This window comes from Pseudomonas sp. E315 (genome assembly GCF_055406205.1).
On the sequence record NZ_JBUZPJ010000002.1, the window covers coordinates 377,006 to 390,670 of the forward strand.

General features: G+C 58.1%; 14 protein-coding genes. 4 read left to right on the forward strand and 10 right to left on the reverse strand.

The window, feature by feature from the left end:
* Window positions 1-19 precede the first annotated feature (19 nt).
* From tssE to tssA, 4 genes are read right to left on the reverse strand one after another with little or no spacing between them, the layout of a single operon-like run.
* Window positions 20-427, reverse strand: coding sequence for a type VI secretion system baseplate subunit TssE (gene tssE / locus ACZRJQ_RS05000; protein ID WP_463977298.1), 408 nt, complete (start codon window positions 425-427; stop codon window positions 20-22).
* A gap of 11 nt (window positions 428-438) precedes the next feature.
* A complete protein-coding gene (gene tssC, locus ACZRJQ_RS05005; protein WP_463977299.1) occupies window positions 439-1,914 on the reverse strand; it encodes a type VI secretion system contractile sheath large subunit in 1,476 nt (491 codons plus the stop codon).
* A gap of 28 nt (window positions 1,915-1,942) precedes the next feature.
* Entirely contained in the window at window positions 1,943-2,449 is a 507-nt protein-coding gene (tssB, locus tag ACZRJQ_RS05010) for a type VI secretion system contractile sheath small subunit (RefSeq protein WP_463977300.1), read from the reverse strand.
* 34 nt (window positions 2,450-2,483) lie between these two features.
* Window positions 2,484-4,037 carry a type VI secretion system protein TssA gene (gene tssA, locus ACZRJQ_RS05015; RefSeq protein WP_463977301.1) on the reverse strand — a complete coding sequence of 518 codons (1,554 nt, stop codon included), beginning with the start codon at window positions 4,035-4,037 and terminating at the stop codon, window positions 2,484-2,486.
* Between the two features lie 413 nt (window positions 4,038-4,450).
* On the opposite strand from tssA, the gene ACZRJQ_RS05020 reads away from it, so the two are divergent.
* The 4 genes from ACZRJQ_RS05020 to ACZRJQ_RS05035 all read left to right on the forward strand — a co-directional run bounded on the left by ACZRJQ_RS05020 (window position 4,451) and on the right by ACZRJQ_RS05035 (window position 9,608).
* On the forward strand, window positions 4,451-4,693 hold the full coding sequence (locus ACZRJQ_RS05020; RefSeq protein ID WP_048367754.1) for an exodeoxyribonuclease VII small subunit: 243 nt from the start codon (window positions 4,451-4,453) through the stop codon (window positions 4,691-4,693).
* On the forward strand, window positions 4,690-5,577 hold the full coding sequence (gene ispA, locus ACZRJQ_RS05025; RefSeq protein WP_463977302.1) for a (2E,6E)-farnesyl diphosphate synthase: 888 nt from the start codon (window positions 4,690-4,692) through the stop codon (window positions 5,575-5,577). The genes ACZRJQ_RS05020 and ispA overlap by 4 nt, the downstream gene beginning before the upstream one ends.
* A gap of 131 nt (window positions 5,578-5,708) precedes the next feature.
* Window positions 5,709-7,607: a 1-deoxy-D-xylulose-5-phosphate synthase gene (dxs, locus tag ACZRJQ_RS05030; protein WP_463977303.1), complete on the forward strand. Its 1,899-nt coding sequence runs from the start codon at window positions 5,709-5,711 to the stop codon at window positions 7,605-7,607.
* A gap of 117 nt (window positions 7,608-7,724) precedes the next feature.
* On the forward strand, window positions 7,725-9,608 hold the full coding sequence (locus tag ACZRJQ_RS05035) for a TonB-dependent receptor domain-containing protein (RefSeq protein ID WP_463977304.1): 1,884 nt from the start codon (window positions 7,725-7,727) through the stop codon (window positions 9,606-9,608).
* Between the two features lie 24 nt (window positions 9,609-9,632).
* Here the strand turns inward: ACZRJQ_RS05035 and ACZRJQ_RS05040 are convergent, their stop codons facing one another.
* From ACZRJQ_RS05040 to ribH, 6 genes are all read right to left on the reverse strand, one after another.
* The gene (locus ACZRJQ_RS05040) at window positions 9,633-10,427 is read right to left on the reverse strand and encodes a cobalamin-binding protein (protein WP_463977305.1); all 795 of its coding nucleotides are present in this window, start codon (window positions 10,425-10,427) and stop codon (window positions 9,633-9,635) included.
* A complete protein-coding gene (locus ACZRJQ_RS05045; RefSeq protein ID WP_463977306.1) occupies window positions 10,427-10,846 on the reverse strand; it encodes an MFS transporter in 420 nt (139 codons plus the stop codon). Before ACZRJQ_RS05045 ends, ACZRJQ_RS05040 begins: the two co-directional genes overlap by 1 nt.
* On the reverse strand, window positions 10,843-11,460 hold the full coding sequence (gene ribA / locus ACZRJQ_RS05050) for a GTP cyclohydrolase II (protein WP_322237386.1): 618 nt from the start codon (window positions 11,458-11,460) through the stop codon (window positions 10,843-10,845). The genes ACZRJQ_RS05045 and ribA overlap by 4 nt, the downstream gene beginning before the upstream one ends.
* Before the next feature lie 232 nt (window positions 11,461-11,692).
* Window positions 11,693-12,655 (reverse strand): thiamine-phosphate kinase, encoded by a 963-nt coding sequence (gene thiL, locus ACZRJQ_RS05055; protein ID WP_463977307.1) that lies wholly within the window; start codon window positions 12,653-12,655, stop codon window positions 11,693-11,695.
* 15 nt (window positions 12,656-12,670) lie between these two features.
* Window positions 12,671-13,171 (reverse strand): transcription antitermination factor NusB, encoded by a 501-nt coding sequence (nusB, locus tag ACZRJQ_RS05060; protein WP_463977308.1) that lies wholly within the window; start codon window positions 13,169-13,171, stop codon window positions 12,671-12,673.
* A complete protein-coding gene (gene ribH, locus ACZRJQ_RS05065) occupies window positions 13,168-13,644 on the reverse strand; it encodes a 6,7-dimethyl-8-ribityllumazine synthase (protein WP_003444275.1) in 477 nt (158 codons plus the stop codon). Before ribH ends, nusB begins: the two co-directional genes overlap by 4 nt.
* Window positions 13,645-13,665 lie beyond the last annotated feature (21 nt).

Sequence of the window (13,665 nt, forward strand, 5' to 3'; positions counted from 1 at the left end):
GGGAAATGACTTCAGCGCTTTAGGTCACTGAGACTTGACCACTGCCATCGAGCTGCGCCGAAAACATGACCTGACGCTTGCAACCCTCAACTTCCAGCAAACCCTCAATGCTGAAGGCAAGCCGCAATGGGTTGTGGTCTCGGGGCAGTGAGACAACCCGCACCCGGCTCAGGCGAGGTTCGTAACGCTCGATAAAGTGCTCAATGGCGCGGCGCGCCTGACTCAGCGATTCATGTAGGCTCAGGCTCATGTCATTGAGGTCGGGTAACCCGTAGTCGGGCAGCGTTTGCACACTGCCCGCCCGGGTGCTGAGCATTTTGGCCAGATGGGCCGCCACGGACGCCAAGGCGCAGGCCTGCGGGCTCAAACCGACCCGTTGCAAGGTGTCGCCGCCCAGGCGTTCGAAAAGGCTGCCGTAACCTGCCATGCCCGGCGCCCTTACTCTTTGTCCAGCTTGCCGACCAGCGACAAGGTGAAGTCAGCGCCCATGTATTTGAAGTGCGGGCGCACATTGAGGCTCACGCGATACCAGCCGGGCTCACCTTCTACATCGCTGACAGTGATTTGGGCTGCGCGCAATGGACGACGCCCACGCACTTCGGCGCCCGGGTTGTCTTGGTCGGCTACGTATTGGCGAATCCACTTGTTAAGTTCAAGCTCAAGGTCCGTACGCTCTTTCCACGAACCCAACTGCTCGCGCTGCAAAACCTTCAGGTAATGCGCCAGGCGGTTGACGATCATCATGTAAGGCAGTTGCGTGCCGAGCTTGTAATTCAGCTCTGCGTTTTTGCCTTCTGCACTGTTGCCAAAAAACTTCGGCTTTTGGGTTGAACTCGCGGAGAAGAACGCTGCGTTATCGCTGCCTTTGCGCATGGTCAGGGAGATGAAGCCTTCCTCCGCCAACTCAAACTCACGGCGGTCAGACACCAACACCTCGGTCGGGATCTTGGTTTCGATTTCACCCATGCTCTCAAAGTGGTGCAGTGGCAGGTCTTCAACAGCACCGCCACTTTGCGGGCCAATAATGTTTGGGCACCAGCGAAACTTGGCGAAGCTTTCAGTCAGTTTGGAGGCGAATGCGTAGGCCGTGTTGCCCCACAAGTAGTGCTCATGGTCGTTGGCAACGGTCTCTTTGTAGACGAACGACTTGACCGGGTTTTCTTCTGGATCGTAGGGGTTGCGCAGCAAGAAACGCGGAACCGTGAGCGCCATGTAACGTGCATCTTCAGACTCACGAAAGCTCTGCCACTTGGCAAACTGCGGCCCGGCAAAGTGGTCTTTCAGATCTTTGAGGTTGGGCATGCCGGTGAAGCTGTCCAGGCCGAAAAACTTCGGCCCGGCCGAGGCCACAAAGGGGGCATGGGACATGCAGGCAACGCTGGACACGTACTGCATCAGCTTCACATCCGGCGAACTTGGGGACATGAAGTAGTTGGCGATAATCGCGCCCACGGGCTCGCCACCAAACTGGCCGTATTCGGCGGTGTAGATGTGCTTGTACAGGCCCGACTGCATCACCTCTGGCGAGTCTTCAAAGTCCTCAAGCAGGTCGTCTTTGGACACGTTGAGGACTTCGATTTTGATGTTTTCGCGAAAGTTGGTGCGCTCAACCAACAGTTGCAGGCCGCGCCAGGCTGACTCCAGCGATTGAAAGTCGGCGTGGTGCAGGATCTCATCCATCTGGCGGCTGAGCTTGGCGTCGATCTCGGCGATCATGCGATCAACCATCGCCTTCTTGACGGGCTCGTTCTTGTTCTGCGGCTTGAGCAGCTCTTCTATAAAGGCTGCGACGCCACGCTTGGCAATGCCAAAGGCTTCATCATCAGGGGTCAGCCGGGTTTCGGCGATGATGTCATCAAGAATGCTGTATTCGGTGCTTGGGTTAGTTTTTTGCTGCGCGGAGCGTGTGCTCATGGTCTGACTTCCTTTGCTGATAGGGGGCTCAAGCGTCCGTAGCTGGTGCGACGACCAGATCTAGTTCGCTCAGCACGCGCGCGCGGGACTCATCGTCAGCCAGCACGCCTTCAATCGCCTTGCGAAAGCTCGGCGCGTTGCCCAGTGGGCCTTTCAGGGCGACCAAGGCATCACGAAGCTCCATCAGTTTTTTCAGTTCTGGCACTTGTTCAACCAGACTCGCCGGGGAAAAGTCCTTCATGGCATTGACCCGCAGCGCAATTGCCAACTCATCGCTGGCCGCATCATCCTGCAGACGGTTGGGCACGCTGAGCGTCAGTTGAAGCTCCTGTTTGGACAGCACTTCGTCGAAGCTCATTTTGTCGATGGCAATGGGCTTGCGATCTTCAAGCTTTCGCTCATCCAGCCGCTGGGTGTAATCACCGACTACCAGCAGTTTCAACGGCAGCTCGATCTCTTCTTGAGCGCCGCCCGTGGCGGGTTTGAACGTGATATTGATACGTTCTTTGGGGGCTACAGAGCCTTCTTTGGCCATGACGTTTTTCCTTGCGTTGGTGTGGCCTTAAGGCCTATTCGAGTACCACTTCGAGATCGAGGTGACACAACCTGCGGTACATCTCATCCTTGCGCTCTCGAACCTCGTTGTTCTGCGGCAATAACTCGCAGCAGCGGTACAAAAGGCGCAGCACTTCCAGCACCAGATCAGGCTCCCAAGCTTGAATTGCCGAGCGTTGAAGCCACTGATCGAGCATCTCCAACTGGGCCTTGGCCAAGTCGTACTTTTTGCTCGTGAAGCACAGCCGGGCGAGCGCCAGTTGCCAGTGAAAACGCACGCGCTCACCCTGCGCACTCTGCAAGCCAAGCTTGATTCGCTGCACGGCAGGCTTGAGGCCACGGCTGCGAAAAATTTCCAGCGCGTCTTGCAGCGCAAGCTCCCACTCTGGTTGCTCAGCCGGGGCCGTGGTTACGGGGGCAGCGGGAAGTTGCAGATAGGGCATCACGTGGCTCGCTATCCAGGCTTGAGTCGCCGGGTCAGCAAAAGGCGTGGCGTCACTGAAGCGCAGCTCGACGAGGCCGGGCAGCCGATGAAGCAGCAGCGCAAACTGGAATTCGATCTCTCGCATCGCCGACTCAGCGCGCAAGCCGTTCAGGCACTCCCACACCATGCGTTGACCGTCGAGCCAAAACGGCGCCTTGGGCAACCCGGCTTCAAGGTCAACCAACAAGTCAGCCAACTGCCCCTGCTCAAAACGCTCGCGATAGCTTTTCAACTTGTCAGGCGGCAAACCGCGTACCGACGTCACGTGTTCAGCATTGCGATCAGGAAGCACTTCAATTGCCAGCCAGCTCAGGGTGCGATTGAGGCGCAGGGCTCGAAGGTCCGTGGCCTTTTGTTTAAGCCACCACCTGCACAGGGGCTGACCGCTGTCTTGTTGCGCACGCAAGGCTTTGGCGGCGTCCTTCTCGTTTTCGATTGCAGTGCTGGGCGCGATGATCTGAGCGGCGACTTGCTTGACCTGAGCCACAACCGCTTGAACAGGCGTGGCGACGGGCTGGCTGTCTATGGCGCGCTGGACCATGCGATTGAGGCGGCGACAAATGGGCAACAACAGGGGGGCTTCACTGCCAAGGTGCCGTGACAGTTCGCTCTCCAGCTCTTGGAGCAACACAACCATGTGCTGAAAAAGTGCCAATTGCTCTTTGATCGGTACGTTTTCACTCAGCACTTGATCAAGGCGCGAAAGCAACCAGCCAATGGCCGCCCCACGGGTGCGCAATTTAAGGGGGTGAATATGTTCCCAGTGGTGTTTGCACAAGTGATGCAGCAACCCCAGACCCGCCAATAACCCGGCAAACGATTCACGTCGATACAAAGCCCACGTTAGCCAGACACCCACGCGCAGGTCTTTGGATTGATCACGCAGCAAAGCCTCGCTGCTTTCCTGAACCACGAACCAGTCAACCTGAGCGTTTTCATACAGAGCTTGAGCCTTGGCCAACTCACGTTCTAGCGCTTCAAATTCATTTGAAAAGCGCACGTCATTCCCGGCAAAGCTGTCTTTGAACACCGGCGTTTTGGCCAGCTCAACAAGACGAGCAAACAACTGGCTGGAATATTTCATCGTTGCGCGCCCCCAACTGGAGCGCACAGCACATAAACACTCAAGGTGAGAATTGGGGTCGTCACTGCTTACTACCGAGTCCGTTCAGAGGGCGAGACCTTAGGGCGAAGCAGCAAATAAATATGTCGGAAAAATCCTTCAGCAACGCGGGAATAGTGGACGGTGACGTGACCTACCCAGAAAAGCACTCATTCGGATGTCAGCACGCCGCCAAGGCTCATTCATTCCCACACCAAAGAACGCACTGTCATACGCAGAGCTGAGCAAACATAAGGATTCGCAAGCAGCAACAGAAATACCCTGCAACCTAAAAAGAACCCACCTATACAACACGCCTTTCCCACCCTCGATTTGCCCCAAAACCCGCTGTCTGCTAGTGTCAGCCGGTTTTAACGCCTACCGAGACCGCCGCCATGGCCCGCAAAAAAGCTTCTCTGGATTTCGAACAGTCCCTTGCCGACCTTCAAACGCTGGTTGAGCGTCTGGAAAATGGCGAGCTGTCGCTGGAAGACTCGCTGACAGCCTTCGAACAAGGCATCCGCCTGACCCGTGATTGCCAAGGTGCGCTGGCCCAAGCAGAGCAAAAAGTGCAAATCCTGCTGGAGCGCGACGGCGAGTTGGCGCAGGAACCTTTTGACGCGGAACAGCCAGAATGATCGACGCTTACCAGACCAGCAGTCAGGCCCGGGTCAATGCAGCGCTGGAGCGCCTGTTTGTCGCGCCGTCACCGGAGCTGACCCGTCTGTACGAGGCCATGCGCTATAGCGTGATGAATGGCGGCAAACGGGTTCGCCCGCTATTGGCCTATGCCGCCTGCGAAGCGCTGGGCACCGCACCTGAACACGCCAACGGCGCAGCTTGCGCGGTAGAACTGATCCACGCGTATTCGCTGGTTCACGATGACTTGCCTGCGATGGACGACGACGACCTGCGACGCGGGCAGCCAACAACTCACAAAGCTTTCGACGAAGCCTGTGCGATTCTGGCCGGAGATGGCCTGCAAAGCCTGGCCTTCAGCGCCCTGCTCGACCCACAACTGAACACGTTGGACGCTGAAACGCGCTTGCGCATGGTGTCAGATCTGGCCTTGGCCGCAGGCCCGGCAGGTATGGTCGGCGGGCAAGCCATCGACTTAGGCTCGGTGGGCCTCAAGCTCGATCAAAGTGCTCTGGAATACATGCACCGCCACAAGACGGGCGCCCTCATCGAAGCCAGTGTGCAACTGGGCGCTCTGGCCAGTGGCCGAGCGCAAGACAGCCAACTAAAGGCATTGAAGGTTTACGCACGCGCTATCGGTCTGGCGTTTCAAGTGCAAGACGACATTCTTGATGTTGAAGGCGATACAACCACGTTGGGCAAACAATCGGGTGCTGACGCGGCGCGGGACAAACCGACTTACCCTTCATTGATGGGACTCGAAGGCGCCAAGGCGTATGCGCTGGAGCTTCGCGACCAGGCACTCAATGCCCTGCGACCTTTTGATGCAGCGGCGCAGCCATTACGTGAACTCGCCCGCTACATCGTAGAACGCAGCCACTAAAACACTCATAAAGGCCCTTTTCTGGCAGCGTCTAATGCCAAGGTCTGACTAACGAACACCACACTTCGTGGGCAGCTTACGTTCCATAAGGTAAACTGCCGCCTCTTCTTATACCTATAACGATTCGCCTGATGCCAACGACGTTTCACGAGTTTCCCCGCCAGCGCCCAACCACGCCCCTGCTCGACCGAGCCGGCACGCCTGCGGGCCTGCGCCGGTTAGCCGAAGCCGAGCTGGAAACCCTGGCCGATGAATTGCGCCAAGAACTGCTCTATACCGTCGGCCAGACAGGCGGTCATTTTGGTGCAGGCTTGGGGGTCATTGAGTTGACCATCGCGTTGCACTACGTCTTCGACACCCCGGACGACCGGCTGGTGTGGGATGTAGGCCATCAGGCGTATCCGCATAAAATCCTCACGGGCCGTCGCGAACAAATGGCGACCTTGCGCCAGAAGGACGGCATCGCTGCTTTCCCGCGTCGCTCCGAAAGCGAATACGACACCTTTGGGGTCGGCCACTCCAGCACATCAATCAGCGCGGCACTGGGCATGGCTATTGCTGCCCGCCTGCAAAACAGTGACCGCAAGGCGATTGCTGTGATCGGTGATGGCGCTTTGACCGCAGGCATGGCGTTTGAAGCGCTAAACCATGCGCCTGAAGTCGACGCCAATATGTTGGTGATCCTCAACGACAACGACATGTCGATTTCACGCAATGTCGGTGGTTTGTCCAATTATCTGGCCAAAATCCTGTCGAGCCGCACTTACGCCAGCATGCGCGAAGGCAGCAAAAAAGTGCTGTCGCGCTTGCCCGGCGCGTGGGAAATCGCCCGTCGCACTGAAGAATACGCCAAAGGCATGCTGGTGCCCGGCACGCTGTTTGAAGAGCTTGGCTGGAACTACATCGGCCCCATTGATGGCCACGACTTGCCGACGCTGGTGGCAACGCTGCGTAACATGCGTGACCTCAAAGGCCCGCAGTTCCTGCACATCGTGACCAAAAAAGGCAAAGGCTTTGCGCCTGCCGAAGTTGATCCGATTGGCTACCACGCCATCACTAAACTAGAGCCGCTGGATGCGCCAAAAGCCGCACCCAAGGCCGCTAGCGGGCCGAAATACTCAGCCGTGTTTGGCGAGTGGCTGTGCGACATGGCGGCAGCCGACTCGCGCTTGGTAGGGATCACCCCCGCCATGAAAGAAGGCTCTGACCTGATCGACTTCAGCGAGCGTTTCCCGCAGCGTTATTTCGATGTGGCCATTGCTGAACAACACGCGGTGACCTTTGCTGCCGGCATGGCCTGCGAAGGCGCCAAGCCCGTGGTAGCGATTTACTCGACGTTCTTGCAGCGCGGTTACGACCAATTGGTGCATGACGTCGCGGTACAAAACCTGGACGTCCTGTTCGCCATCGATCGCGCCGGTTTGGTGGGTGAAGACGGCCCGACTCACGCGGGCAGCTTTGACCTGTCATACCTGCGCTGTATTCCGGGCATGGTCATCATGACCCCGAGCGATGAGAACGAACTGCGCAAAATGCTCACCACCGGCCACCTGTACAACGGCCCGGCCGCTGTGCGTTACCCGCGTGGCACTGGCCCGAACGCGCCTATCGAAAAAAACCTTGAGCCGCTAGAAATCGGCAAAGGCGTTATTCGCCGTCAGGGCAGCAAAGTCGCGATGTTGGTGTTTGGCGTGCAATTGGCCGAAGCCCTGCAAGTGGCTGACAAAATCGACGCTACCGTGGTCGACATGCGCTTCGTGAAACCAATGGACGAAGCACTGGTGCTCGACATGGCTAGCCGCCATGAGTTGCTGGTGACCCTCGAAGAAAACGCCATCATGGGCGGTGCCGGGGCGGCGGTCAGCGAGCTTCTGGCCCGTGAAAACATACTCAAATCGGTTCTGCACCTGGGCTTGCCAGACGTTTACGTCGAGCATGCCAAGCCGAGCCAAATGCTGGCCGAGTGCGGGCTGGATGCCGCTGGCATTGAGGCTTCGGTTCGCCTGCGCATGAAACTGCTGGGGCTGTAAGCACAGCCCTGTAGTCGATGCCGCAGGCTGTGATGGGGTTGCGCAGCAGCCCCCATTTTTAAAGGTCCTACGGCCCTTATCGCAGCCTAACGGCAGCGACTACAGTACTTGGTCTCCATGAAATACCTTCACCTCGCTTTAATCCTGGGTTTCATCCCCGCCAGCCCTGTGCTGGCGGACGCCATTGAGCGCGAAGACGCGCTCAAGCTCCCGCAAACACTCATTACCGGCAGCCGTCAGGTTGAAGCGCGCTCGGACAGCAGCAGCGCTAACACGGTGTTCACTCGTGGCGATATCGACCGCTTGCAGCCCACCAGCCTGACCGATTTATTGGGTCGGGTGCCGGGGGTGCAAGTGGCGCGCAGCGGTGGGCGTGGTGGCCTGCCGGGAATTTATATTCGCGGCACCAAATCCGCACAAAGCTTGGTGTTGGTGGACGGCCAACGCATGGCCAATGCCACGTCGGCCGACAGCAACCTGCAATACCTGAATATCGACCAGATTGAACGCGTTGAGGTGTTGCGTGGCTCACGTTCGGTGATTTACGGCAGCGATGCCATTGGCGGGGTGATTCAGATCTTTACCCGGCGCGGAGCCGACCAAGCGCCACAACTGCGCCTGCACAGCGCAATCGGCAGTTATGGCAGCTCGCTCAACAGCGCAGGGGTTTCGGGCGGCGACACGCAAACGCGCTTTAACTTAAGTGCAGCGCTGGAAAACACCGCCGGGATCAATCGCACCCGCGAGTCGTTCCCCAGCGACAACGACCACGACGCTTATCGCAATAACTCCCTGAACCTCAACTTCAGCCACCAACTGACTGAGCAACTTGAGTTCGGCCTCACCGCGCTTAAAAACGTGGGTAAAACCGAGTTGGACAACCCCTCTGGCCGCTGGGACCCAGCTACCGGAAACATCAGCGGCCAACAGCAATACAGCGATTTTGATATCAGCAGCGTGGGCAGTTTTGTTGATGCGCAATTGACCGAGCGCTGGAATTCGCGCTTGGAGTTGGGGCACAGCGAGAACCGTGAAAAGACGCGGGACAAACTCAGCCCTGATATTTACAGCTTCAACACTTATCGCAATTCACTGAACTGGCAAAACAACCTGACGCTGGACGATAAAAACAGCCTGATTCTGGGGGCTGACGCTTATGAAGACAGCGTTCGCAGCAACACCCCTTTCGACAAGGACAACCGTTGGAACCGCGCAGCTTTCATTCAACACCGCTTTGCTGGTGATTATTTTTCGACCGAACTGGGGCTGCGTCATGACTCAAACCAACAGTTCGGCAGTAATAACACGTGGAGTGCCAGCCTGACGGTGCCGCTAAATGCCAACAACGACGTGCTGCTGTCCTACAGCGAAGGGTTTCGGGCTCCGACGTTTAACGACTTGTACTACCCCGATTATGGCAACCCCGCGCTCAAACCCGAGCACTCCAAAAGCTACGAAGTGCAATGGCGCAGCCAGTTGAGCGCAAGCAGCAGGCTAGAAACTTCGCTGTATCGCACTGACATTCGCGACGCCATTGTGGCCGACACTCAGTGGATTCAACAAAACATCGGGGCAGCCCGTATTACCGGCTTTGAAAGCGCCCTGCAACAAGAGTGGTTCGGCTGGCAAAGCAGCCTGGGCATCGCGATTATCGACCCGCGTGACCGCGAAACTGGCCACACCTTGAGCCGCCGGGCTCGGCGAACCTTGAGTCTTGACCTTGACCGTCAGTTTGATCGGTTAGGTGTTGGCGCCAGCTGGCAAGCGGTGAGCCGCAGTTATAACGACGAGAAGAATGAGCGCCCCATTGCTGGCTATGGACTGCTTGGGCTGCGTGGTAACTGGAAAGTCAGCCCTCAGGTTCGGCTTGACCTGAAAGTCGATAACGTCTTGGACAAGACCTTCACCCGCGCGCTTTATGACTACAACGCCAACTACTACGCCTACCGCGAAGAGCGTCGCACCGTGCAATTGGCGATCACTTGGACCCCAACGCTCTGAGCGTTGCGCGAACAACGGGATCTGTTAATCGGGCCAAAGCTGCCCACACAACCGGGCAGTCGCCTCAATCATCTGCCCGCTGGGGCGTTCAAGGCCTTTATCGCTGAGCAACAACAAACGCCCGTGCTTGACCGCATCAATTTGCGGCCAGGCTTTCCAGGCATCGAGCTGCGCTTGGGTGCTGGCAATGATCACCTCAGGGTTGCGCTGTAGCACCGACTCCACGCTGACCTGCGGCGCAGGCAGCTTCAGGTCAGCGAACACATTGCTCGACCCGCACACCGCCAGCGCATCGCTGATGATTTGGCCCCCGCCGATGGTATAGAGCGGCTGATCCCACACTTGGTAAAACACCCGCAGCGGTTGGTCGCGATGGTACTGCTCACGCAGCCCGGCCAGACGCTGACGCAGTTGCGTTGCAAGCTCTCGCCCGCGCTCAGGGCGATTTAAAGCAACCGCCAAGGCTTGGACTTGATCCGCCAGCTGCTCAAGGCTTTTGGGTTCTGCTGTGTAGGTCGGGATGTTGAGCCGGTTTAATTGCTCGCGTTGCGCAACGCCTACACTGGCGGGCCAAAGCAAAAGCAAGTCGGGTTGCAGGCTAAGCAAACGCTCCATGTCCAACTGGCCATAGCGCCCCACTGAAGGCACCCCGGCTAACGCCGGCAAGGGCTCGCCTGCATCCAGTCGCCCGACCAGCAGGTCAGCGGCGCCCAGTTCGACAACCATTTCAGAGAGAGAAGGCGACAGGCTGACCACGCGCGTGGCAGCCGTGGCTGAAACGCTCATGGCCAGCAGCATAAGCGCTAGCCAGAGGCGCATTAGCCGACCTGACGGGGGATGCGGTAGAGGTAAAACAGCACCAGCGTCGACAACGCCAGCAACAGCAGCGGTACGCCTTCAAGCCCGACAAAAACCGCAAGTGTTGCGATCCAGGTGGGCAGGCCGGCGGCCAGCAAGGCTCGACGACGAACAACCGCCAGTTCGGCCCAGCTAGCGGGTTCTTGCGGGGTGTCGAGGGCTTTTTGCAGGTTGATCAAGCCGTGTTTGTAAGGCCCAAATGTACGCAGCGTGACAAACATCGAGAGCATGCCAACGATGAAAAATGGCATTGCCAGCTCAGGCAAAAGCGGTTCGGACTTGCCGAACAACACAGTGGCCAAAACCAGCGGGAGCAGGGTCAGCACCAACTGCTGCCACCAGCTGAAGCTCAATCGGCGACGGATCTGGCCTCGTGTCACGCCGGGTCAGCCTCGCTTTGATGTTGATTGCCCATCATGTGCCCGAGTTTATTGGCCTTGGTTGCCAGATACAGTTTGTTATGCGGGTTGTGACCTGTGTGCAACGGCACACGCTCAGCCACGGTAATGCCCATGTCGGTCAACGCTTTGACCTTGCGCGGGTTGTTGGTCATCAAACGCAATGACTTCACGCCCAAGTGCTCAAGCATTGGCAAGCAGATAGCGTAGTCACGCTGATCGGCGGCAAAGCCCAAACGCTCGTTGGCCTCGACCGTGTCGGCGCCGCCATCTTGCAGCTCGTAGGCGCGTACTTTATTGAGCAAGCCAATGCCGCGGCCTTCCTGACGCAAATACAGCAGTACGCCACGCCCTTCACGGGCAATCGCCTGCAAGGCCGCTTCGAGCTGCGAGCCGCAGTCGCAACGCTGACTGAACAAAGCATCACCGGTCAGACATTCAGAATGCACACGGCCCAAGACAGGGGCGCCGTCGGCCACGTCGCCCAAACTGAGCACAACGTGTTCACGCCCGGTGGCTTTCTCAAGGAAGCCATGCATGGTGAATTCGGCAAAGGGGGTGGGTAGCTTGCAAGCGGCAACGAAAACGACGGGCACCGTGTGCTCCTGATCAGTTTGAGGACTGGAGATTCGCAGAGGCGGCATTGTAGCAGGACGTTCCTACAGACGCTTAGGCTGAATTCTCGCGGATACATATCAAAAAGTTTGATTGTTTTGAGACGCCCCTCTCAACGTCCCGTAGTCGCTGCGACAAGGGCCGAAGGGCCTTCGTCTTTTTTAACCAACGACTGCAATTGCGCTGATCGCCGCCTATGGCAGCGGCTACAGGTTAGATGCCACGAAAGTGCTGGTAACCGCGAATGGCTGGGGTGATGTCGCAGCCTTCGGCATCCAGCAAGCCAACGCCCTGCCCTTCAACTACGCGGCCGATGACATGGATGGGCCAACCATCAGCCAGCAATGTCGGCAGTTCCAGTGCAGGCAAGGTGAACGCCAGCACATAATCGTCGCCGCCGCTCAAGGCGGCTTGCTGCGCGGCGGTGTCGCCCAAAAACTCTTGCAGCGCCAATGATATGGGCACGCGGTCGCTTTCAATCAACAGCCCCACCCGTGACGCCAGCGCAATATGCCCGCAGTCTGCGAGTAAGCCATCGGAGATATCCAGCGCCGAAGTGGCTTTGCCGCGCAGCGCCTGCCCCAACGCCAGCTGAGGTTGTGGCGACCAGTAATGCGCCAGCAGTGGCTCAGCAATGAAGCTTTCGGCGCTGCGCTGGCCTAACACCAACGGCAACGCGCCCGCCGCATTGCCCAACTCACCGCCCACACATAACAGGTCGCCCGGCTGCGCACCGCTGCGGGTCAGCGCTTGGCCACGCGGGACACGCCCAAACACAGTCAGCGTCAGGCACAGCGGCCCTCGCGTGGTGTCGCCGCCAATCAAGCGCAGGTTGCAGGCGTGAGCCATTTGGTTCAAACCACGGGCATAGGCGTGCAGCCAATCGGCGTCTACCGTCGGCAAGGTCAGGGCAAGGGTAAATGCGAGGGGAGTAGCCCCCATAGCCGCCAGATCACTGGCCGCAACTGCTAGCGAACGCTGACCGAGCAAGAAAGGGTCGCAAGGATCTGCGAAGTGCACCCCGGCTACCAGGGTGTCGGTTGAAATTGCCAGCTGTTCCCCGAAGGGAACATCCAGCAGGGCGCAGTCGTCGCCGATCCCCAGTGCAACACCCTCGCCGCTCTGCGCACAGGGCGCGGCAGCGAAGACATTGCGGATCAGCTCAAACTCGCCCATAGCCGACAGCGCAACTTAGCGCTTGAAAGCCTTTACTTCAGCTTCACGCAGACGCGGAGCCAGCTTGTCCAGCACACCATTGACGAACTTGTGGCCGTCAGTGGAGCCGTAGACTTTTGCCAGCTCGATACCTTCGTTGATCACAACGCGGTAAGGCACGTCGACACGCTTGATCAACTCCCAGGTCGAAAGACGCAGAACCGCCAGTTCAACCGGGTCCAGCTCTTCGATGGTGATGTCCAGGCAGGGAGACAGCGCCGCATCGATCTCGCCACGGTGTGCAGGCACGCCGTGCAGGATTTCACGGAAGTAAGCTGCATCAACGTCAGTGAAGTCGTTATCCACGCGAAACTGCGCTTCGATCTCGTTCAGCGAGTGCTTGGCCATGTGCCACTGATACAACGCTTGAGTCGCGAGCTGACGTGCTTCGCGACGTTTGGCGCTCTTGGATGGCTTGCCAGCGTCCGCAGGTTTAGGATCGCGCGGGTTGAAACGATCGCTTTCGTCGCTAATCACTTGGCCTCCAACTGTGCCAACAGGCTGACCATTTCAAGGGCGGACAAAGCAGCTTCTGCGCCTTTGTTACCGGCTTTGGTGCCGGAACGCTCAATGGCTTGCTCGATCGAATCGACCGTCAATACGCCAAATGCAACCGGTACGCCGAACTGCATCGACACCTGGGACAAGCCCTTGGTGCATTCGCCAGCCACGTATTCGAAGTGCGGAGTACCGCCACGAATCACAGCGCCCAAGGCGATGATGGCGGCGAACTCGTTGCGCTGAGCCACTTTTTGCGCAACCAGCGGGATTTCGAACGCACCCGGCGCACGAATGATGGTGATGTCGCTTTCGTTCACACCGTGGCGAACCAGGGCATCAACGGCACCACTCACCAGGCTTTCGACGACGAAGCTGTTGAAACGGCCCACTACTAAAGCGTAGCGACCTTTGGGGGCGATGAAGGTACCTTCGATGGTCTTCAGGGTCATTCGGTATGTCTCGTATTAAAG

Bases quoted from the DNA above. Each gene is read 5' to 3' on its own strand.
- tssA (WP_463977301.1), bottom strand. From the start codon at position 4,037: ATGAAATATTCCAGCCAGTTGTTTGCTCGTCTTGTTGAGCTGGCCAAA.
- ACZRJQ_RS05020 (WP_048367754.1), top strand. From the start codon at position 4,451: ATGGCCCGCAAAAAAGCTTCTCTGGATTTCGAACAGTCCCTTGCCGAC.
- ACZRJQ_RS05035 (WP_463977304.1), top strand. From the start codon at position 7,725: ATGAAATACCTTCACCTCGCTTTAATCCTGGGTTTCATCCCCGCCAGC.
- ACZRJQ_RS05040 (WP_463977305.1), bottom strand. From the start codon at position 10,427: ATGCGCCTCTGGCTAGCGCTTATGCTGCTGGCCATGAGCGTTTCAGCC.
- tssC (WP_463977299.1), bottom strand. From the start codon at position 1,914: ATGAGCACACGCTCCGCGCAGCAAAAAACTAACCCAAGCACCGAATAC.
- tssE (WP_463977298.1), bottom strand. From the start codon at position 427: ATGGCAGGTTACGGCAGCCTTTTCGAACGCCTGGGCGGCGACACCTTG.
- ispA (WP_463977302.1), top strand. From the start codon at position 4,690: ATGATCGACGCTTACCAGACCAGCAGTCAGGCCCGGGTCAATGCAGCG.
- thiL (WP_463977307.1), bottom strand. From the start codon at position 12,655: ATGGGCGAGTTTGAGCTGATCCGCAATGTCTTCGCTGCCGCGCCCTGT.
- tssB (WP_463977300.1), bottom strand. From the start codon at position 2,449: ATGGCCAAAGAAGGCTCTGTAGCCCCCAAAGAACGTATCAATATCACG.
- ribH (WP_003444275.1), bottom strand. From the start codon at position 13,644: ATGACCCTGAAGACCATCGAAGGTACCTTCATCGCCCCCAAAGGTCGC.
- dxs (WP_463977303.1), top strand. From the start codon at position 5,709: ATGCCAACGACGTTTCACGAGTTTCCCCGCCAGCGCCCAACCACGCCC.